The organism is Amycolatopsis sp. Hca4, assembly GCF_013364075.1.
Lineage (GTDB): Bacteria > Actinomycetota > Actinomycetes > Mycobacteriales > Pseudonocardiaceae > Amycolatopsis.
Window position 1 is genome coordinate 4,642,645 of sequence record NZ_CP054925.1, and the last position, 22,947, is coordinate 4,665,591.

At 74.3% G+C, this 22,947-nt stretch carries 4 protein-coding genes; all 4 read right to left on the bottom strand.

Going from position 1 to position 22,947, the window contains the following annotated elements; all coding sequences use genetic code 11:
- Window position 1: 1 nt before the first annotated feature.
- The 4 genes from HUT10_RS20225 to HUT10_RS20240 all read right to left on the bottom strand — a co-directional run bounded on the left by HUT10_RS20225 (window position 2) and on the right by HUT10_RS20240 (window position 22,944).
- Window positions 2–18,355 carry a type I polyketide synthase gene (locus HUT10_RS20225; protein ID WP_176172656.1) on the bottom strand — a complete coding sequence of 6,118 codons (18,354 nt, stop codon included), beginning with the start codon at window positions 18,353–18,355 and terminating at the stop codon, window positions 2–4.
- 137 nt (window positions 18,356–18,492) lie between these two features.
- The gene (locus tag HUT10_RS20230) at window positions 18,493–20,034 is read right to left on the bottom strand and encodes a long-chain fatty acid--CoA ligase (RefSeq protein ID WP_176172657.1); all 1,542 of its coding nucleotides are present in this window, start codon (window positions 20,032–20,034) and stop codon (window positions 18,493–18,495) included.
- Window positions 20,031–21,320, bottom strand: a complete 1,290-nt coding sequence (gene hemA, locus HUT10_RS20235) for a 5-aminolevulinate synthase (RefSeq protein ID WP_176172658.1) — start codon at window positions 21,318–21,320, stop codon at window positions 20,031–20,033. The genes HUT10_RS20230 and hemA overlap by 4 nt, the downstream gene beginning before the upstream one ends.
- Window positions 21,321–21,372: 52 nt before the next feature.
- The gene (locus HUT10_RS20240) at window positions 21,373–22,944 is read right to left on the bottom strand and encodes a class I adenylate-forming enzyme family protein (protein WP_176172659.1); all 1,572 of its coding nucleotides are present in this window, start codon (window positions 22,942–22,944) and stop codon (window positions 21,373–21,375) included.
- Between the last annotated feature and the right edge of the window lie 3 nt (window positions 22,945–22,947).

A 22,947-nucleotide genomic window follows, 5' to 3' on the forward strand; every position in this document is an offset into this window, starting at 1 on the left:
CCTACCTGCCGAGTTCGTTGTCGAGTACCGCGAAGAGGTCGTCGTCGGTTTCCAGCTCGAGGGCCACGGCGGTGGGCCCGCCGTCCACCGTCCGGAGCAGCCCGCGCAGCCGCGCGGCGACCGTTTCCGCGTCGGGGGTGTCCGGGCCGGCGAGCACGGCTTCCAGCGCGTCCAGTGCGTGCCGGACGGGGTCCGGCTTCTCGCCGGCCAGCCGGCTCCGGAGGTACGCGGCCAGCGCCTCGGTGGTCGGGTGGTCGAACACGAGCGTGCTGGGCAGCCGCAGCTCGGTGGCCGCGGTGAGCCGGTTGCGGAGCTCGACCGCGGTGAGCGAGTCGAGGCCCAGGTCCAGCAGGCCGCGCCGGACGTCGATCGTCCGCGGCGCCGGGTGGGCCAGCACCAGCCCGACCTGCTCCTGCACGAACGACAGCAGCAGGGCGTCCTGCTCCGCCTCCGCCAGGCCCGCCAGCCGCTGGGCCAGCGGGAGTTCCGCCGCGACGGCCGGCCGGGCGGTCCGCTGTCCGCTCCGCACCAGGCCGCGGAACAGCTCGGGCAGCGCGTCCCCGAGGGCCCGCAGCGCGGCGAGGTCGAGGGCCACCGGCGCGAGCACCGGCCGGGCACCCGGGTTGGCGGCCATGGCCAGGTCCAGCGCCGCGAGGGCCTGCTCGTCGGGCATCGGCAGCACGCCGCCCCGCAGCAGCCGGGCCCGGTCGGCGTCCCCGAGGGCCGCCGCCATCCCGGCCTCCCACATGCCCCACGCCAGGGACACCGCGGGCAGGCCCGCGCCGCGGCGGTGCTCGGCCAGTGCGTCCAGGAAGGTGTTGCCCGCGGCGTAACCGGCCTGCCCGGCGTTGCCCACCAGCCCGGCCACCGAGGAGAAGAGCACGAACGCGGTCAGATCCAGCCCGGCGGTCAGCTCGTGCAGGTGCCAGGCCGCGTCGACCTTCGGCCGCAGGACGCGGGCGAGGCTCTCCTGGCTCAGACCCTCCACAGTGGAGTCTTCGACGACGCCGGCCGCGTGCACCACCGCGGTGAGCGGGTGCTCGGCCGGGACCGAAGCGAGCAGCCCGGCCAGCGCGGCCCGGTCGGCCACGTCGCAGGCCGCGACCCGCACCTCGGCGCCCAGCGCCGTCAGTTCGGCGACCAGGTCCTCCGCGCCGCCGCGGCGGCTGGTCAGCAGCAACCGGCGGGCGCCGTGGCCGGTCACCAGGTGCCGGGCGACCAGGCCGCCGAGCGCGCCCGTGCCGCCGGTGACCAGCACCGTGTGGTCCGGGTCGAACCGGGTGCCGGAGCCTTCGGCGGGCACCTTGGCCAGCCGGGTCACCCAGGCCTGGCCCCCGCGCAGTTCGAGCTGGGGCCGGGGATCCGCCAGGGCCGCCCGCAGCGCGTCACCCGCGAGCGGGCCGTCGGCGAGCACGTGCTGGAACCGGCCCGGGTGTTCCGACGCGGCCGTCCGGATCAGCCCGGACAGCGCGCTGTGCCCCAGTTCCCCGGTGCCGAGCACGGCCAGCCGCGACCCGGACAGTGCCTCGGTGGCGAGCCACTGCCGCACCACCGCCAGCACTTCGCCGGTGACCTGGCCCGTCTCCTGCGGGGTCGACGGCCGGACCGGCAGCACGACCACGTCGGGCACGGCCGCCCCCGCCGTCAGGGCGGCGAGGTCGGGGTGGCACTCGGCGCCGAGGCCCAGGTCGTCCGAGCCCAGCACCGCGATCGTCGTGGCTCCCGCGGCGGGGAGGTCCACCGCGGTGCGCTCCACCGCGTACACCGACGGAGCGGTGGGGCCGGCCGGCAGGGCGCGCAGCGCGAGCGACTCGACGGTGGCGACCGGCGTTCCCGTCTCGTCGGCGATGTGCACCGAGACGGCACCGTCCGGACCGGCCGAAAGCTTCACCCGCAGGGAGTCCGCCGGGCTTCCGGACAGCTGTACCCCGGAGAAGGCGAAGGGCAGCCGGACCTCCGGCTGGTCCTCCAGGAGCAGCGCGTGCAGCGAGGCGTCGAACAGCGCCGGGTGCAGGACGAACCCGGCGGTCTCGACGGAAGCCCTTACCTCGGCGTAGAAGTCGCCACCCGATCGCCAGGCCGCCTGGAGGCCCTGGAACGCCGGGCCGTACGTGTAGCCGCGGTCGGCGAGGCGGTCGTAGAGGTCGTCGACCGGCTGCGGTTCGGCCCCGGACGGCGGCCACGACCCGAGCTCCGGGTCCGGGCCGACGGGGAGACCGGGCACCACGCTTCCGGTGGCGTGCCGGTTCCAGCCGTCGCCGTCCCGGTCGCCCCGGGAGTGGACGGCCACCGGACGGCGGCCGCCGTCGTCGGGGCTGCCCACGGTGATCTGCAGCTGGAGTGCCCCGGTTGCGGGCAGCACCAGGGGTTCCTGCAGGACCAGCTCCTCCAGCCGGGCGCAGCCGGCCGCGGCGCCCGCGTGCAGGGCGAGCTCCACCAGTGCGGTTCCCGGCAGGAGCAGGGTGCCGGCGACGACGTGGTCGGCGAACCACGGGTGGCTGCGGGCCGAGACCCGGCCGGTGAACAGGACGCCGTCGGAGTCCGCGAGCGGAACTCCGGCGCCGAGCAGCGGGTGCCGCGCGGAGTCCAGGCCGGCCGAGGTGACGTCGCCGCCGCCGGAGCCGTCGGTGAGCCAGAAGTGCCGTCGCTGGAACGGGTACGTCGGCAGGTCCGCGCCCGGGCCGTCCGCACCGAAGAAGCCGGGCCAGTCCACCGGGACACCCCGGACGTGGGCGGTGGCCAGTGCGGTGACCGCGGTGTGCGGTTCGGGACGCCCGTCGCGCAGCACCGGGACCAGCAGCGCGGTCGCGTCGAGGAAGTCCTGCCCCAGCGCGCTGAGCACGCCGTCCGGGCCGAGCTCCAGGAACGTCCGGACGCCTTCGGCCTCGAGCGAACGGGCGGCGTCCAGGAAGCGCACCGGCTCCCGGACGTGGCGGACCCAGTACTCCACCGTGGTCAGTTCCTCGGCGGCCGGCTTCCCGGTCAGTGCCGACACGATCGGGATGGCGGGCGGGGCGAGGGCGAACTCCTTCACCACCGCGTGGAAGTCGTCCAGCATCGCGTCCATGTGCGGGGAGTGGAACGCGTGGCTGACGCGCAGCCGCTTCGTGCGCCGCCCCCGCGCGGTGAGCTCCGCGCCGGCCGCTTCGACGGCGGCCGTGTCGCCCGAGAGCACCACGGACGCAGGGCCGTTGACGGCGGCGATGTCCAGCCGGCCCTCCCGCCCGTCGAGCAGGGCCAGCACCTCCTCCTCGCCGGCCTCGACGGCGAGCATCGTGCCGCCGCCGGGCAGGGCCTGCATCAGCCGGCCGCGGGCCGCGACCAGCTTCGCCGCGTCCGCCGCGGAAAGGACGCCGGCGACGTGCGCGGCGGCCAGCTCGCCGATGGAGTGCCCGGCGAGGAAGTCCGGCCGGAGCCCCCAGCTTTCGAGGAGCCGGTAGAGCGCCACCTCGGTGGCGAACAACGCGGCCTGGGCGAAATCGGTCCGGTTCAGCAGCTCGGCGTCCGCGCCCCACAGGACGTCGAGCAGCGGCCGCTCCAGCCACTGGTCGAGCTCGGCGCAGACGGCGTCCAGGGCTTCGGCGTACGCCGGGTAGGCGGCGGACAGCTCCCGGCCCATGCCGAGCCGCTGACTGCCCTGGCCGGTGAAGAGGAACGCGGTCCGGCCGGCCACCGGCGTGCCCCGCACGCCCGGGGCCGCGAGGTCCCGGACGGCGTCCGGGGCGGTGGCCGCCACGACCACCGCGCGGTGCGGCAGGGCGGCGCGCCCGGTGGCCAGGGTCCGGCCCGCCGCGGCCAGATCCTCCGGCGTGGCCCCGGCGAGGGCCGCGCCGATCCGCTCGGCCTGCGCCGGCAGGGCCGCTTCGGTGTGCGCGGACAGGACCAGCGGCACGACCGGCATCGGCCGGGACGGCGGCACCGGCTCGGCGGCCGGTGGCTGCTCGACGATGACGTGGGCGTTGGTGCCGCTGATGCCGAAGGAGGAGACACCCGCCCGGCGCGGCCGCCCGGACTCCGGCCACGGCGTCGCCGCGGTGAGCAGCTCGACCTGACCGGCGGACCAGTCCACGTGCGGGCTGGGCTCGTCGATGTGCAGGCTCTTCGGCACGACCCCGTGCCGCATCGCCATGACCATCTTGATCACGCCGGCCACCCCGGCCGCCGCCTGGGAGTGCCCGATGTTCGACTTCAGCGAGCCCATCAGGAAAGCCGACGGGCGCTCCCGGCCGTAGGTGGCGAGCACCGCCTGGGCCTCGATCGGGTCGCCGAGGGTGGTGCCGGTGCCGTGGGCTTCGAGCGCGTCGACGTCCGCGGCGGTCAGGCCCGCGTTGGTCAGCGCCTGCCGGATCACCCGCTCCTGCGAGGGGCCGTTGGGCGCGGTGAGGCCGTTGCTCGCGCCGTCCTGGTTGACCGCAGTGCCGCGGAGCACGCCGAGGATCCGGCGGCCGTGACGCCGGGCGTCGGAAAGCTTTTCCAGCAGCAGGATTCCGGCACCTTCGGCCCAGGCGGTCCCGTCCGCCCGGCCGGCGAAGGGCTTGCACCGGCCGTCCGGGGCCAGCCCGCGCTGCCTGCTGAACTCGACGAACATCCGCGGCGTGGCCAGGACGGTCACGCCGCCGGCCAATGCCAGCCGGCATTCGCCGTTGCGGAGTGCCTGCGCGGCGAGGTGCATCGAGACCAGCGAGGAGGAGCAGGCGGTGTCGACGGTGATCGCCGGCCCCTGCAGGCCGAAGGTGTAGGCGACCCGGCCGGAGGCGACGCTGACCGTGCTGCCGACCGAGAGGTAGCCCTCCATGGCCTCGGGGGCGTCCTGCAGCCGTCCCGCGTAGTCGTTCGCCATCACGCCGGCGAACACCCCGGTGTCGCTGCCCTTGAGCGAGGCCGGGTCGATGCCCGCGCGCTCGAACGCCTCCCAGCAGATCTCCAGCAGCAGCCGCTGCTGCGGGTCGACGGCGGTGGCTTCGCGGGCGCTCACCCCGAAGAACTCGGGGTCGAACCGCGTTGCCCCGTCGAGGAATCCGCCGTGCCGGGTGTAGGAGGTGCCGGCGTGGTCCGGGTCCTCGTCGTACAGGTTGTCCAGGTCCCAGCCGCGGTCGGCGGGGAACGGCCCGATGGCGTCCCGCTCTTCGGACAGCAGCGCCCACAGCTCTTCCGGCGAGCTGACCCCGCCCGGGTAGCGGCAGGCCATCGCCACGATCGCGATCGGCTCGTCCGCCGCGGCGGCGACCGGTTCCGCGACCGCCGCCGCGGGGGCGGCCCCGAGGAGCCCGGTCCGCAGGAAGGCGGCCAGCTCGGCCGTGGACGGGTGGTCGAACACGACCGTCGCGGGCAGCTTCAGCCCGGACACCGCGTTCAGCCGGTTGCGCAGTTCCACCGACTTGAGCGAGTCGAAGCCGAGGTCGTTGAACGCACGGTCCGGGGACACCTCGGCCCCGCCGGTGTACCCCAGCACCGAGGCCACCGCGTCCCGGACCAGCTCCAGCAGGACGCGGTCCTGCTCCGGGCGGGATAGGACGGCCAGCCGCTCCGGCAGCGGGCTTTCCGCGGCCCGCTCCCCGGCGGCCGACCGGCGGGCCGGGGGCACCAGCCCGGAGAAGAGCGCGGGCAGCGTGCCCTCGTCGCGCTGCCGCCGCAGGGCGGTGTGGTCCAGCGGGGCCGGGACGAGCACCGGCCGCCCGGTCGCCAGAGCGGCGTCGAACAACGCCGTCCCCTGCTCGCTGCCGATCGCGGCGATCCCGCTCCGGGCCAGCCGGGCCAGGTCGGCGTCGGTCAGGTGGGCGGTCATCCCGCTGTCGTCCGCCCACAGGCCCCAGGCGAGCGACGTCCCCGGCAGGCCCAGCGCCCGGCGGTGCACGGCGAGGGCGTCGAGGTAGGTGTTGGCCGCCGCGTAGTTGGCCTGTCCCGCGGTGCCGACCGTGCCGGCCAGCGAGGAGAACAGGACGAACGCGGCCAGGTCGAGGCCGGCGGTGAGCTCGTGCAGGTGCCGGGCGGCGTCGACCTTGGGCCGCAGCACCGCGTCCAGCTGCCCGGGCGTGAGCGCCGGCAGCGTGCCGTCGTCGAGCACGCCCGCGGTGTGGAGCACCGCGGTGAGCGGGTGCTCGGCGGGGACGTCCGCCAGTACCGCGGCGAGCGCGGCGCGGTCGGCCGTGTCGCAGGCGGCCACCGAAACCCCGGCCCCGTGGGCGATGAGCTCGGCTTCCAGTTCCAGCGTGCCCGGGGCCTCCCGCCCGCGGCGGCTGACCAGCAGCAGGTGCCGCACGCCGTGTTCGGCGACGAGGTGGCGGGCGAACAGCCGGCCCAGGGTGCCGGTCGCGCCGGTGATGAGCACGGTGCCCTCGGGGTCGAGGGCCGGCGTGGCCGCACCCGCCGCCGGCGCCTTGACCAACCTGGGGACGAACAGCGTGCCGTCCCGGAAGCTCACCTGGGCGTCCGGGACCGCGAGGGCGCGGCCCAGCTCGGCCTCGGTGAGCTCGCGGTCCGCCACGTCCACCAGGCCGAACCGGCCGGGGTTCTCGGCCATCGCGGTCCGCACCAGCCCCCAGACGGGCGCCGAGGCGAGACCGGTCTCCGTGCGGGCGGTGGTCGCGTCCCGGGTCAGGAAGACCAGCCGTGAGCCTTCGAACCGCTCCTCGGCCAGCCAGTCCTGCGCCAGCCGCAGGGCGCGGTGGGCCACGGCACGAGGACCGTCCGCCGCGTCGACGGGCACCACGACGAACGGCGGCACGTCGACGATGTCCGGCAGGGCCGCGTAGGTCCCCGCGGGGGCCGGCCGGCCGTGGCCGAGCACCGCCCACCGGGTACTCGCCGGGCCGTCCGGGGCGGCCGTCCACGCCACTTCGAGCAGCGGGGGCTCCGGGGTGGTCCGGCCGGTCAGCTGCGCCGGGTCGACCGGCCGCAGGTTGAGCGATTCCACCGTGGCGATCGGGGCACCGGTGGGGTCGGCGAGGGAGAGCCTGGTGCCCGAGCCGTCCGGGGTGAGCCGCACCCGCAGCGCGGTGGCGTGCGCCGCGTGGAGCCGGACGCCGGTCCACGCGAACGGCAGCACCAGCCTGCCGTTTCCGGCCAGCGCCAACGGGTGCAGCGCGGCGTCGAGCAACGCGGGGTGGATGCCGAACTCGCCCGGTGCGACGTCCTCCGGCAGGGCGACTTCGGCGAACATCTCGTCGCCGTCCCGCCACAGCGCGCGCAGCCCCTGGAAGGCAGGGCCGTACTGGAAGCCCCGCTCGGCCAGCGTTTCGTAGCCTGCCGACAGGTCGACCGGTTCGGCACCGGCGGGCGGCCAGGCCGTCGCGTCCGGCAGCTCGGTACCCGCCTGCGCGCGGCAGAGCGTTCCGGTGGCGTGCAGCACCCACGGGCCGGGCGGCGCGTCGGCGTTCTCCGGCTCCGGCCGGGAGTGGATCGACAGGGCACGCCTGCCCTCCTCGTCCGGTGCGTCGACGACGACCTGCAGCTGCACCCCGCCGCGGCCCGCGAGGACCAGCGGGGCCTGCAGCATCAGCTCGTCGAGCCGGTCGAGCCCGGTGTGGTCGCCCGCGCGGACGGCGAGGTCGACGAAGGCACTCGCCGGCAGCAGCACCGTGCCCGCGACGGCGTGGTCGGCCAGCCACGGCTGCGCGGCCGCGGCGATCCGTCCACTGAGGACGATCTTGTCCTCGTCGGCCGTCCGGAGCACAGCACCGATGAGCGGGTGGCTTTCGGCGGTCAGCCCGAGGCCGCCCGCGTCCCCGGCGAGCGGCGGGCCGTCGAGCCAGTGGCGCTGCCGCTGGAAGGGGTACGTCGGCAGGTCGACCGGGACGGCGGGGCCGCCGGTCACCGCCGCCCAGTCGACCGCCACGCCGGCGACGTGCGCCTCGGCGACCGAAGCCAGGAACCGGCCCCGGCCACCCTCGTCGCGGCGCAGCGAACCGACGACGACGGCGTCGCCCACTCCGGCCGCGTCGGCGGTGTCGGCGAGGGCCGAGGTGAGCACCGGGTGGGCACTGACCTCGACGAACACCCGGTACCCGGCGCCGAGCAGCGCCCGGGTGGCCTCTTCCAGCCGGACGGTCTGCCGGAGGTTGCGGAACCAGTACCCGGCGTCGAGCTCGGCGCCGTCCAGCGGCTGCCCGGTGACGGTGGAGAAGAACTCGACGGTGCCGGGACGCGGCGAGACGTCGGCCACCAGCTCCCGCAGCTCGGCTTCCAGCACGTCGACGTGGGCCGAGTGGGAGGCGTAGTCGACCGGGATCGCGCGGGCCCGGGTGCCGTGGGCCTTGCTGTGCGCGACGAGCTCGGCCAGCGCCTCCGGGTCCCCGGAGACGACCGTGCTCGCCGGGCCGTTGTGCGCGGCGATGTCGATCGCGCCGTCCCAGCGGGCGATGAGCTCGCGCACCTCGCCCGCCGGCAGCGCCACCGACACCATCCCGCCCGTGCCGACCAGCCGCACGATCGCCCGGCTGCGCAGCGCGACGAGCTTCGCCGCGTCCTCGAGCGACAGCACCCCGGCGACCACGGCCGCCGCGATCTCGCCCTGCGAGTGACCGGCCACCGCGTCCGGCTCGATGCCCATCGAGCGCCACAACGCCGCCAGCGACACCATCACGGCCCACAACGCGGGCTGCACGACGTCCACCCGGTCGAGACCGGGCGCACCGGCCACACCGCGCAGGACGTCCAGCAGCGACCAGTCGGTGTGGGGCGCCAGCGCCTGGGCGCACTCCGCCAGCCGCGAGGCGAACACCGGGGCGGCATCGACCAGCTCCAGCGCCATCCCCGGCCACTGCGAACCCTGGCCGGGGAAGACGAACACCGTCTTGCCCGCACCGGAAGCCGTGCCCTGCACCAGGTTCGGCGCGGACCGCCCGGAGGCCAGCGCCTCGAGACCCGCCAGCAGCTCGTCGCGGTCGGCACCCGAAACGGCCGCCCGGACCGGGAGGTGCGGGACGCGCGTCGCCAGCGTCGAAGCGACCGCCGCCGGCGTCACGTCCGGGGAAGCCAGGAGGCCGCGGATCTGCTCGGCCCTGGCCGCCAGCGCCGCCTCGCTCCGGGCGGACACGACCACCGGAAGCCCCGCCGCGTCCGGCGTCCCGGCCGCGAACTCCGGCCCCTGTTCCAGGACCACGTGCGCGTTCGTGCCGCTGATCCCGAACGAAGAGACCGACGCGCGGCGAGGACGGTCCCGCTCGGGCCACTCCCGAGCCTGCGTCAGCAGCTGCACCGTGCCCGCCGACCAGTCGACCTCGGGGGACGGCTCGGCCACGTGCAGGGTGGCCGGCAGCTCGCCGTGGCGCATCGCCATCAGCATCTTGATGATGCCCGCGACGCCGGCCGCGGCCTGCGTGTGGCCGATGTTCGACTTGATCGAGCCGAGCCACAGCGGCTGCTCGCCGGACCGCTCCCGGCCGTAGGTGGCCAGCAGGGCCTGCGCCTCGATCGGGTCGCCCAGCCGGGTGCCCGTGCCGTGCGCTTCCACGGCGTCCACTTCGGACGCCGCCAGGCCCGCGTTGGCGAGCGCCTGCCGGATCACCCGCTGCTGCGCCGGGCCGTTCGGGGCGGTGAGGCCGTTGCTCGCCCCGTCCTGGTTAACCGCCGAACCGCGGATCACGCCCAGGACGTGGTGTCCGTTGCGCTGCGCGTCCGACAACCGCTCCAGCACCAGCACGCCCGCGCCCTCGGCCCAGCCCGTGCCGTCCGCCGACGACGAGAACGCCTTGCACCGCCCGTCCGGCGACAGCCCGCGCTGGCGGGAGAATTCGATGAACGTGTTCGGCGTCGACATCACCGTCACGCCGCCGGCGAGCGCCATCGAGCACTCGCCGCGGCGCAGGGCCTGGGCCGCCAGGTGCACCGCGACCAGCGACGACGAGCACGCCGTGTCCAGCGTGACCGCCGGGCCTTCGAGGCCGAAGGTGTAGGCCACCCGGCCCGAGAGGACGCTCGAGATCGTGCCGGTCAGCAGGTGCCCCTCGAAGCCCTCGGGCGCACTGCCCAGCCGCGAGCCGTAGTCGTTGTACATCACGCCCGCGTACACGCCGGTCGCAGAGCCGCGCAGCGAAGCCGGGTCGATGCCACCCCGCTCCAGCGCCTCCCACGCGACCTCCAGCAGCACGCGCTGCTGCGGGTCCGTCGCCACCGCCTCACGCGGGCTCAGCCCGAAGAACTCCGCGTCGAAGTCCGCGGCGTCGTAGAGGAAACCGCCGCGGCGGGTGGACGACTTGCCGGTCTTGTCGGGGTCCGGGTCGAAGAGCCCGTCGACGTCCCAGCCGCGGTCGCCGGGGAACTCGCCGGTCGCGTCCCGGCCCTCGGCCACCAGCCGCCACAGCTCCTCCGGCGAACCGGCCCCGCCCGGGTACCGGCAGCCCATGCCGACCACGGCGATCGGCTCGTCCGCCACCGCGTCGTGGGCGGCCACCACCGGGACGCCTGCCGGTCCGGCGCCGCCGAGCTGCTCCAGCAGGAAGTCCGCCACGGCGGCCGGCGACGGGCAGTCGAACACCAAGGTGGCGGGCAGCCGCAGCCCCGTGGTTTCACCGAGCCGGTTGCGGAACTCGACGCCGGTCAGCGAGTCGAAGCCGGCGTCCTTGAACGCCCGGCCCGGGTCGACGTCGACCGCGGCGCCGTGCCCGAGCACGAGGGCGACGGTCTCGCGGACGGTGTCGAGCACGGCCTGCGCCCGGTCGTCCGCGGCGGCCATCCGCTGCGGCCAGGACGAGCCGGTGGCGGCGACGGCACCGGCCGCCGTCCGCCGTCGCGCCCGGACCAGACCGGAGTACAGGCCGGGCAGGCCGGCCCCCTCGGCCAGGGTGCGCAGCGCGCCCAGGTCCAGCTCGGCCGGGACCAGCAGCGGCTCCGGCGAACCCAGGGCGGCATCGAACAGTGCCATGCCCGCTTCCGGGCCCAGCGGGCGAATCCCGCTCCGCTGCCACCGGGCGACGTCCGCGTCGCCCAGGCTGCCCGCCATGCCTTCGGTGCTGTCCCACAGGCCCCAGGCGAGCGAGGTGGCCGGCAGGTCCTGCGCCCGGCGGTGCTGCGCGAGGGCGTCCAGGAAGGTGTTGGCGGCCGCGTAGTTCGCTTGACCGGCGTTGCCCACGAGCCCCGCGATGGACGAGAAGACGACGAAGGCGGACAAGGTGCTTTCACGCGTGAGCCGGTGCAGGTTCCACGCCGCGTCCACCTTGGGCCGCAGCACCTGCTCCAGGTGGTCCGCCGTCAACGAGCCGATGGTCGCGTCGGCCAGCACGCCCGCCGTGTGCACCACGGCGGTCAGCGGGTGCTCGGCCGGGACCCCGGCCAGCAAAGCGGCCAGTGCGGCGGCATCCGCCACGTCGCACGCGGCCACCGAAGCCCGCGCACCCAGTTCCGCCAGCTCCGCCACGAACTCCGCGGCACCCGGCGTCTCGGCGCCGCGGCGGCTCACCAGCAGCAGGTGCCGCGCACCGTGCCGTTCGACCAGGCGCCGGGCCACCAGCCGGCCCAGCGTGCCCAGGCCACCGGTCACCAGGACGGTGCCCTCGGGGGCCAGGCCCGCGAACTCGGCCGCCGAGGCCGTCGCCCGCGCCAGCCTCGGCACGAACAGCTCGCCGCCGCGCACCGCGACCTCGGGCTCGCCCGACGCCAGCACCGCCGGGAGCGCCGCCGCGCCGGTTTCGTCCAGGTGCGCCAGGACCAGCCGGCCCGGGTGCTCGGACTGGGCCGTGCGGATCAGTCCGGCGAGCGCCGCGGTGGGCAGCGCGCCGTCCGGCAGCGTGACGACCAGGCGGCTCCCGGCGAACTGCGGGGCGGTCAGCCACTCCTGCACGGCTGCCAGGCCGCGTGCCGCCGTCGTGTGGGTCTGCGGCAGCACATCGGGCGCAGCACCGGCCGCCAGTTCGTGGCCGTCGATGACGACGAACTCCGGTGCCGGACGGCCCGCGTCGACGGCGGCGCGCAGCGCGTCGAGATCGGTGTGCGGTGCCTCGCCCGAGCGGACCCACTGCTGCTCGCCGACGGGCTCGGCCGCGGGCACGGCCTCCCACGCCACCCGGTACAGGGACTCCGTGGCCGGGCCGGCCGGGGCGAGCTGGTCACGGCTGATCGGCAGCAGGGCGACGGCGTCGATCGTCGCCACCGGTGCACCGGCGCCGTCCGCGACGACCAGGCGCGCGGTGTCCTGGCCCGTGTGGGTCCAGCGGACGCGGAGCACGGTGGCACCGACCGCGTGCACGGCGAAGCCGGTGAACGAGAACGGCAGGCGGATCGTGCGGTCGTCCTGCGCCCCTTCGAGGACCAGGACCAACGGGTGCAGGGCGGCGTCGAGCAGTGCGGGGTGCACACCGAACCGGCCGGCTTCGTCGTGCAGCCTGCCGGGCAGCACGACCTCGGCGAAGAGGTCGTCACCGGCCCGCCAGGCCGCGCGGAGCCCGGAGAAGGCCGGCCCGTAGTTGTAGCCGAGGTCGTCGAGGCGGTCGTAGACGCCCTCGAGCGGGATGGCGACGCCGCCGGCCGGTGGCCACTGGTCCAGGGACACCCCGGGTGCGGGGGCGGCGGCCGTGAGCAGGCCGGCCGCGTGGGCGGTCCACTGCTCGCCGCCGGTGCTCGAGTACACCGTGAACCGGCGGTCGCCGCCCGGGCCGGCCGGGTCGACGGTCAGCCGGAGCGAGACGGTGCCGGTGCCGGCCAGGCTGAGCGGAGTCTGGAGGGTGAGCTCTTCGACGGCGGCGCAGCCGAGCTGTTCGGTCGCCTGTCCGGCCAGTTCGAGGAACAGGGTGCCCGGGACCAGGATCGTCCCGCCGATCGCGTGGTCGGCCAGCCAGGGGTGCGCCGTCAGCGACAGCGACCCGGAGAACTGGACCCCGGCGCCGTCCGGCTCCGCGATCACCGCGGCCAGCAGCGGGTGGTCCACCGCCGTCAGGCCCAGGCTGCTCGCGTCACCCGACCGCGGGGCGGTCAGCCAGTAGCGCTCACGCTGGAACGCGTAGGTGGGCAGGTCCACCACACCGGCCCCGGGCAGGAACCCCGTCCAGTCCACGTCCACGCCGTGCGCGTGCACCGCGCCCAAGGCGGTGAGGAGGGACCGCTTCTCGCTACGGCCCTTGCGCAGCACCGGAACCACGACGACACCCTCGGCCAGACATTCACTCGCCAGACCCGCCAGCGTCCCGTCGGGGCCCAGCTCGATGAAGGCCGTCACGCCGAGACCGGCCAACGTGGTGATGCCGTCGGCGAACCGGACGGCCGACCGGGCCTGCACCGCCCAGTACTCCGCCGTGAACTCCTCGACCACCTCACCGGTCACGTTCGACACCACGGGAATCCGCGGAGCCGAATACGTCAGCTCCCGCGCCACCTCGGTCAACTCCGCCAGCATCCCGTCCAGATGCGCGGAATGGAACGCGTGACTCACCTTCAGCCGAGTCGCCTTCACACCCTCCGCACGAGCCAGCTCCAGAACCTCGAGCACCGCGGCCTCGTCACCCGAGATCACCGTGCTCGCCGGGCTGTTGACTCCGGCAATGTCCACATCGGACCGACCGGCGAGCCACCCGGCGACCCGTTCTTCGCCCGCGTTCAAGGCCACCATCGCGCCGCCCTCGGCCACCGCGTCCATCAGCCGGGCCCGCGCGCACACCAGGCGCGCCGCGTCTTCGATGGACAGCACGCCCGCCACGTGGGCGGCCGCCAGCTCGCCGACCGAATGCCCGACCAGGTAGTCCGGGGTCACCCCGTGGTGGGCCAGCAGGCGGAACAACGCGACCTCGATCGCGAACAACGCGGGCTGGGTGAACGCCGTCCGCTGAAGCAGCTCCGGCTCACCCCCGATGACGTCGGCGAGAGAACGATCCAAATGTACGTCAAGGGCCGCAACGACTTCGTCGAACGCCGCCGCGAACACCGGTTCGCCCGCATACAGCTCACGGCCCATCCCGACGCGCTGGCTGCCCTGCCCGGAGAACAGGAACGCCACCGAACCGGCCGAGACGGCCACGCCCGGCGTCAGCGTCCGCAGCCCGGCCAGGAGTTCTTCGCGGGTCTCCCCCACGAGCACCGCGCGGTGGCCGAACCGGGCCCGCGCCCCGGCCAGTGAGCGGCCCACGGCCACGACGTCCAGCTCCGGCCGCGCCTCCACGAACGGCACCAGCCGGGCCGCCTGCTCGGCCAGGGCGGCACGCGACTTGCCCGACAGCACCCACGGCACCGGACCGGTCGACGCCGTCACCGGAGCTTCGGTCTCGGCGACCTGCTCGACGACGAGGTGCGCGTTGGTCCCGCTGATGCCGAACGACGAGATGGCCGCCCGGCGCGGCCGGTCCAGCTCGGGCCACACCTGCGCCCGCGTCAGCAGCTCCACCTTGCCCGCGGACCAGTCGACGTGCGACGTCGGCTCAGCCACGTGCAGCGTCGCCGGGAGAACACCGTGGCGCAGGGCCATCACCATCTTGATCACACCGGCGACGCCCGCCGCGGCCTGCGTGTGCCCGATGTTCGACTTCAGCGACCCGAGCCGGAGCGGCTCCTCGCGGTCCTGGCCGTAGGTGGCCAGCAAAGCCTCCGCCTCGATCGGGTCGCCGAGGCGGGTGCCCGTGCCGTGCGCCTCCACGACGTCCACATCGGACGCCGAAAGCCGCGCGTTCGCCAGCGCGGTCCGGATGACCCGCTCCTGCGACGGGCCGTTCGGGGCGGTGAGCCCGTTGCTCGCGCCGTCCTGGTTCACCGCGGAGCCGCGGATCACGGCCAGGACCCGGTGCCCGTTGCGCTGTGCGTCCGACAGCCGTTCCAGGACCAGCACGCCGACACCCTCGGCCCAGCCGGTGCCGTCGGCCGACGACGAGAACGCCTTGCACCGCCCGTCCGGCGAAAGCCCCCGCTGCCGGGCGAACTCGACGAACATGCCGGGCGTCGCCATCACCGACGCGCCACCGGCCAGCGCCATCGTGCACTCACCCTGCCGCAGCGCCTGGGCCGCCAGGTGCAGCGCGACCAGCGACGACGAACACGCGGTGTCGACCGTCACCGCCGGGCCTTCCAGGCCGAAGGTGTAGGCCAGCCGTCCCGACGCGATGCTGGCGGAGGTGCCGGTCAGCAGGTAGCCGTCGTGGCCGCCGGACGACTCGTGCAGCCGTGGCCCGTACTCCTGTGCCGTCGCGCCGACGTACACGCCGGTGCGGGTGCCGCGCAGCGCGGCCGGGTCGATCCCCGCGTGCTCGAACGCCTCCCAGCCCGTCTCCAGCAGCAGCCGCTGCTGCGGGTCCATCGCCGCCGCCTCGCGCGGGCTGATGCCGAAGAACCCGGCGTCGAACCGGTCCGCGTCGTGCAGGAACCCGCCCTGGGTGGTGTAAGTGGTCCCGGTGCTGTCCGGGGCGAAGAGCGCGCCGAGGTCCCAGCCGCGGTTGGCCGGGAAGCCGCCGACCGCGTCGACCTCGCCGTCGACCAGCCGCCACAGGTCGTCCGGGGAGGCGACCCCGCCGGGCAGCCGGCAGGCCATGCCCACGATCGCGATCGGCTCACCCGGGGCGGCGGCCTCGGGGGTTTCGTCCCCGCGGCCCTGGTCCAGGCCGCCGAGGTGACCGGCGAGGATGGCCGGGGTCGGGAAGTTGAAGAGGAGGCCGGAGGGCAGCGGAAGCCCGGTGGCCGCGGTCAGCGCGTTGCGGAGTTCGACCGCCGCGAGGGAGTCGAACCCGAGGTCCTTGAACGTCGTGTCGACGTCGACGTCCTGGGCGGAGCCGTGGCCCAGCACGGCCGCCACGTGCGCCCGCACCAGGTCCAGCCGGTCGCCGCGCGGCGCGGGCCGCTCCGGCTCGGCCGCCGCACCGTCCAACCAGTAACGGCGGCGCTGGAAGGCGTACGTGGGCAGGTCCACCAGAGCCGAGCCCGGCAGGAACCCCGTCCAGTCCACGTCCACGCCGTGCGTGTGCACCGCGCCGAGAGCAGCGAGGAACGACCGCTGTTCGGCTCGATCCTTACGCAGCACCGGAACCACGACGACACCCTCGGCCAGGCATTCGCCCGCCAGCCCCGCCAGCGTCCCGTCGGGACCCAGCTCCACGAACGCCGTCACACCAAGACCGGCCAACGTGGTGATCCCGTCGGCGAACCGCACGACCGACCGGGCCTGCACCGCCCAGTATTCGGCCGTGAACTCCTCGACCACCTCACCGGTCACGTTCGAGACCACGGGAATCCGCGGCGGCGAATAGGTCAGCCCCCGCGCGACCTCGGTCAGCTCCGCCAGCATCCCGTCCAGGTGCGCGGAGTGGAACGCATGACTCACCTTCAACCGGGTCGCCTTCACACCCTCCGCACGAGCCAGCTCCAAGACTTCGAGCACCGCGGCCTCGTCACCCGAGACCACCGTGTTCCCCGGACTGTTGAACCCGGCGACGTCCACGCCCGGCCGCAGCCACCCCGAAACCCGTTCTTCGCCCGCGTTCAGGGCCACCATCGCCCCGCCTGCGGTCACCGCACCCATCAACCGCGCCCGCGCGCACACCAGACGCGCAGCGTCCTCGAGGGACAGCACACCAGCGACGTGAGCCGCCGCCAGCTCCCCCACCGAATGCCCCACGAGATAGTCCGGGGTCACCCCGTGGTGGGCCAGCAGGCGGAACAACGCGACCTCGATCGCGAACAACGCCGGTTGCGTGAACTCCGTCCGTCCCAACAGCTCCGGCTCGCCCTCGATCACGTCGGCGAGGGATCGATCCAGATGGACGTCAAGCGCCGCAACGACTTCGTCGAACGCCGCCGCGAACACCGGCTCCGCCGCGTACAGCTCACGGCCCATGCCCACCCGCTGGCTGCCCTGCCCGGAGAACAGGAACGCCACCGAACCGGCCGCCACGCGACCCGACACCACACCGGCGGCGGGGAGCCCCGTGGCCAACGCCCCAGCACCCGCGAGCAGCTCCTCACGGGTCTCCCCCACGATCACCGCCCGGTGGTCGAAGCGGGCCCGGGACACCGCGAGCGCACGGCCCACCGCCGTGACATCCAGCTCCGGCCGCTCCTCCAGGAACGAAACCAGCCGCCGCGCCTGACCGGCCACGGCCTCGGCCGAACGACCCGACAGCACCCACGGCACCGCACCCGGGTCCGACCCGGCACCGGGCAGCGGCGCCGGCTCGGCCGTCCAGCCGGAAAGCACGACGTGGCAGTTGGTCCCGCCCATGCCGAACGAGCTGACCCCGGCGTAGAGCGGCTCGTCCGGCCGCGGCCACGGCCCGGCGTCCCGCTGGACGGCGAGCTTCCACTCGTCGAACGCGATGTCCGGGTTGGGGGTCTCGAAGTTCAGGCTGGGCACCAGTTCGCGGTGGTGGAGGCAGAGCGCCGCCTTCAGCAGGCCGACGATGCCTGCCGCCCCTTCGAGATGCCCGACGTTGGTCTTCACCGAGCCGACGCGCAGCTCGGCCCCGGTCCCGCGGCCGTCGCCGAGCACCGCGCCCAGCGCCGACGCCTCGATCGGGTCGCCCAGCTTGGTGCCCGTGCCGTGCAGTTCGACGTACTGCACCCGGTCCGCGGCCACCCCGGCGCGCTCGTACGCCTGGCGCAGGACGTCCTGCTGGCCGGCCGGGCTCGGCACGGTGAGGCCCTCGGTCGTGCCGTCGTTGTTCATCGCGCTGCCGTGCAGCACGCAGTAGACCGGGTCGCCGTCCGCCACGGCGGCGGACAGCGGCTTGAGCACCACGAACCCGCCGCCCTCACCGCGGACGTAACCGTTCGCCCGCGCGTCGAAGGTGAAGCTGAGGCCGTCCGGCGAGAGCGCACCGAACCGCTCCGCGCCGATCGTGCTGTCCGGCACGAGGTTCAGGTTCACGCCGCCGGCGATGGCCAGGTCGGACTCGCCGCGGCGCAGGCTTTCGGCGGCCAGGTGCACCGCGACCAGCGAGGAGGACTGGCCGGTGTCCACGGCCGCGCTGGGGCCGTGCAGGCCAAGGGTGTAGGAGATCCGGTTGGCGACGACCCCGCGGTTGAGCCCGGTCAGGGTGTGGCGGGTGATGCCGTCGATCCCCCGCTGGTGCGTCAGAGCGGCGTAGTCGTCGGCGATGACGCCGACGAAGACCCCGGTCCGGCTTTCGGCCAGCGAAGCCGGGACGATCCTGGCGTCCTCCAAGGCTTCCCAGGCGAGCTCGAGCATCAGCCGCTGCTGCGGGTCCATCGCCGACGCCTCGCGCGGGCTGATGCCGAAGAAGGCCGCGTCGAACCCGCTGACGTCCTCGAGGTAGCCGCCCGGCCGGGAGGGCAGTCCGGGACGGTTCGCCGGCGGCGCGCCGATCGCGCTGCGGCCTTCGCGCAGCAGCTGCCACAGCCGGGCGGGGTTCTCCGCCTGCGGCAGCCGGCAGGAGAGCCCGACGACGGCGATCGCCTCGGTCGATGTCGACGTGTCCGCTTGGAATTCCACCATGGTCGAGCTGCCCTACCCCTGTTGTCACGTACGAAGCCTGAGCGCAGGCGTAGCACCCGCAGCGGTGCTGCGGGCGCTACGCCGTTGTGCTGTTCCGATTGCTCGGCGGAGGTCGCGGGGGCACCGCCGGGTTCCCGCTACGCGACGGTCGTCGCCGCGTATTCCGCGACGAGCACCCGCTTGAGCACCTTTCCGCTGGACCCCGTCGGGAGTGCGTCGGTGAACTCGATCCGACGGGGGTACTTGTAGGCGGCGAGCCGCTGCTTGGTCCATTCGACGAGCTCCCCGGCCGAGCTGCCGGTGACGTCCTGCGGCCGGGACGGCACCACGACCGCCCAGACCTCCTCCCCGAGCACCGGGTGCGGGACGCCGATCACCGCCACCTGCGCCACGGCCGGGTGCCCGGCGAGCAGCTCCTCGATCTCGCGCGGGTAGACGTTGTAGCCGCCCCGCAGGATCAGGTCCTTCTTCCGGCCGACGACCGCGAGGTAGCCGTCGTCGTCCAGCCGTCCGAGGTCGCCGGTGCGGAACCAGCCGTCGCGCAGCACCTCGGCGGTGAGGTCCGGGCGGCCGAGGTAGCCGGCCATCACGCTCGGCCCGCGCACCACGATCTCGCCCACCTCGCCGACGGGCAGGAGCTCGACCGCTTCGGCGTTCGGCTGCGCGATCCCGACGACGACCCCGTTGATCGGCACCCCGACCGTGCCGGGCCGGAACGCCACGCCCGGGTAGTGGTAGGCCACGCTGCAGGACAGCTCGGTCGCCCCGTAGCCCTCGTACACCGGGCACCCGAACACGGTCCGGACCTCTTCGAGGGTCTGGGCCGGGAGCGGCGAACCCCCGCTGTACACGCGGTCGAGCCGGGGCACCGGCCCGCCCTGCGCCACGGCGTCGAGCAGCCCGAAGTACATCGTCGGCACACCCATGAACACCGTGCACCGGTGTTCCGCCATCAGGTCGAGGGCCTCCCGGCCGGAGAACTTCGACATCAGGACGAGGGTGATCCCGGCGCGGAAACCGGTGAGCATGACGCAGATCTGCCCGAAGCTGTGCGCCAGCGGCAGGCAGGCCAGCAGCACGTCGTCGCCACGGAACACGTACGGCGTGGCGACCATCCTCTCGACGTTGTAGAGGATGTTCCGGTGGGTGAGCATGACGCCCTTGGGCGCCCCGGTCGTGCCGGACGTGTAGAACACGACCGCGACGTCGTCGGGCGCCGGCTCGGCGAGGTCCTCGAGTGGCGCGGTGTCCCCCGCGGCGGCCACCAGGTCGACGGTGCCCGCGGGCCCGGGGCCGACGGTGAACAACGCCGTGCCGCGCGGCCCCGCCGCCTCGCTCGCCCGGGCGAGTAAGGAGGCGGAGCAGACCAGGACCGGCGCGTCGGCGTCGGTCAGCACGTGCTCGACCTCCGCCGCGGTCGACAGGACGTTCAGCGGGATCGCGACCGCACCGGCTGCCAGCACACCGAAGTAGACCGCGGGGAACTGCGGGGTGTCGACCAGGAGCAGGACGACCCGGTCCCCCGGCCGCACCCCGTTCGCCCGCAGCACGGCGGCGTACCGCCGGGCCCGGTCCCACAGCCACTCGTAGCTGACGGTCCCGGACTCGTGCACCACGGCGGGGTGGCCGGGCCGCTGTGCCGCCGTCTCGGCCAGCACGCCGGCGACTGACCTGGTCATCGCGGCAGCAGTCCGGCTTTCGCGGCGGTGCGGGCGCCGTCGCCGCGGAACTCCGAGGTCAGCCAGTCCCGCGCGCTCGCGGTCGGGATGCCGAGCTCCGTCCAGATGCCGTGCAGGGCGTCGGCGAAGCTTTCGACCTCCTTCTGCTCGTGCACGGCGGACGGGGCGATCCGCAGGATCTCCCGGCCCGCGGGCACGCTGGGGGCGTTGATGGACTGGACGTAGATCCCGTGCCGCTCGAACAGCAGCCGGGACGCCCGCTTGCACAGCTCGTCGTCGCCGATGAAGGCCGAAACGATGTGGGAGTCCGTGGAAAGGAACGGGATGTCGGCCTCGACCAGCAGGCGGTGCAGCAGCTTCGCGTTCTCCGACAGCAGCTTCCGCTCGACGTCGGAGGACCGCAGGTACCGGACCGACGCCAGCCCGCCCGCCGCGATCGCCGGCGGCAGCGAGGTGGTGAAGACGAACGAGCGTGCGTAGGTCCGCACCGCGTCGACGAGGGCCGCCGGTCCGGTGATGTAGCCGCCGACCAGGCCGAAGCCCTTGGCCAGGGTGCCCATCACGACGGTGAACCGGTCGGCGATGCCCTCCCGCGCGGCGATCCCGGCGCCCTGCGGGCCGTACATGCCGACCGCGTGCACCTCGTCGATGAAGGTGGTGGCGCCGTACCGCTCCGCGATGTCGGCGATCTCGGCCAGCGGCGCGACGTTGCCGGACATGGAGTAGACCGTCTCCACGACGATGAGCTTCGGGCGCTCCGCGGGCGCGGCCGCGATCAGCTCTTCCAGGTGGGCGACGTCGTTGTGCCGGAAGACCTGCTTCTGCGCGCCGCTGTGCCGGAGGCCGTCGATGATCGAGGCGTGGTTCTTCGCGTCGGAGAAGACGATGGTGTCCTTCGGCATGCTCGCCAGCACGGTGAGGGCACCTTCGTTCGCGGTGTACCCCGAGGCGAACAGGAGCGCGGACTCCTTGCCGTGCAGGTCCGCGAGCTCGTTTTCCAGCAGGACGTGGTAGTGGTTGTTCCCGCCGATGTTGCGGGAACCGCCGGAGCCGACGCCGTGGACGTCGATGGTGGCCTGCACCGCGTCGATCACCTGGCGGTTCTGGCCCATGCCCAGGTAGTCGTTGCTGCACCAGACACTCACTTCCGAATCCACCCCGTCGCGCCGCGCGCTGGCCATGGGGTAGTTGCCGGAACGGCGGCCGATCTCCAGGAACTCGCGCTTGCTTTCCGCAAGGTCGTGCGCGGTCTGCCCGCTCAGGTAGGAATCCAGGTGGACGTTCATTCACTCGCCTTCTCGACGTAGCAGCTGGTTTTGGTGGGACGAACCGGAAAGGTCAGTGCCGGGCGGCCGCCGACCGCAGGATCACCTTGTCCGGCTTGCCGTTCCGGTTCATCGGCAGCACTTCCAGGACGTTGATCGTTTCCGGTACGTGGATCGGGGAGAACGCTTCGGCGATGCTCGCGCGGATGTCGTCCACGTCGACCGCCAGCGTGGGATCGCATTCGATGGCGGCGTGGATGTGCTCGCTGCCGTCCTCGTCGCGCACGCCGTAGACGGCGGCGTGGCGGACACCGGGGTGGGCCAGGATCTCCGACTCGACCACGATGGGGTGCACCTTGACGCCGTCGACCTTGATCACGTCGGCCACCCGGCCCAGCAGGGTCAGGTACCCGCGCTCGTCGAGGCAGCCGATGTCCCCGGTGAAGTACCAGCCGTCCCGCAGCACGCGCGCGGTGAGCTCCGGGTCGCCGAGGTAGCCGTCCATCGTCTGCGGCGTGCGCACGCGCACCTCGCCGATCTCGCCCGCGGCCAGCGGGGCACCCGATTCCGAGTTGCAGACGACGACCTGCACCTCGGGGAAGGGCCGCCCGACGGTGCCCGCGAGGTCCGGGTCGCCGTGCTGCAGCGGGGTCAGCGTGGTGATCCGGCCGGACTCGCTCGTGGCGTAGCCCTGCGCCAGCACCGGGCCGAAGAGCTCGAAGGCCTGCGCGATCCGGGCGGGCGCCGCGGGGCTGCCGCCGTAGACGATCCGCTTCAGCGAGGACAGGCCCGCGGCCGCCACCGCGGCCCGGTCGCCGATGCCCTGCTCCAGCAGGTGGTCACTGAGCTGGAAGACGTGCGTCGTCGCCATGAACGTCCAGGTGATCTCCGGTTCCGCGGCGACGGTCTGCACGAACTTCGCGGCGTCGAAGCTTTCCTGCGCGTAGAGCGCCGAGCCCGAGTCGAGGACCGCGTCGGCCATCGGGGCGACGCCGTGGCTCAGCGGGGTCGACACCAGCAGCGACGTGCAGCCGGCTTCCCCGCCGAGGCCCTGCCACGCCCGGAGGGTGGCGTCCCACGCCCGGCCCGAAACCCGGATGCCCTTGGGCCGCCCCGTGCTGCCGCTGGTGAAGTTGATGAAGGCCAGCGCCTCGGAGTCCCACGCCGCGGCGTCCGGGACGTCGGCGCCTTCGCTGTGGCCGGCCTCGCCGCGCGTCACCGGAATGCCGTGGGCGGCCGCGATTTCCGTGGCCCGTTCCGCGCATTCGGCGTCGGTGAACACGGTCACGGCGCCGGTGTCCTGCAGGATCTGGATCTGCTGGTCCAGCGGCAGGACGGTGACCTTGGTGCCGGGGTTGGTGGTGCGCAGGTAGCACACGGCCCCGCCGAGCAGCTGGGTGGCGTACCGCGCGGTGAGCGTCTCGGGGCTGTTGGCGGCGACCAGGATCGCCACGACGTCGCCGCGGCCCACCCCGCGCTCGCGCAGCGCGAGGTAGGTGTCCGTCACCGACCGGATCAGGTCGGCACCGGTGAAAGCCGTGCCGCGCCAATGGAAAACCTCGCGCCCGGGCTCGGCCGCGAACAGCGAGAGGATCTCCGAGACGTAGCTTTTGCTGGCACTCCACCAATGCCCGGACAGGCTCATGGG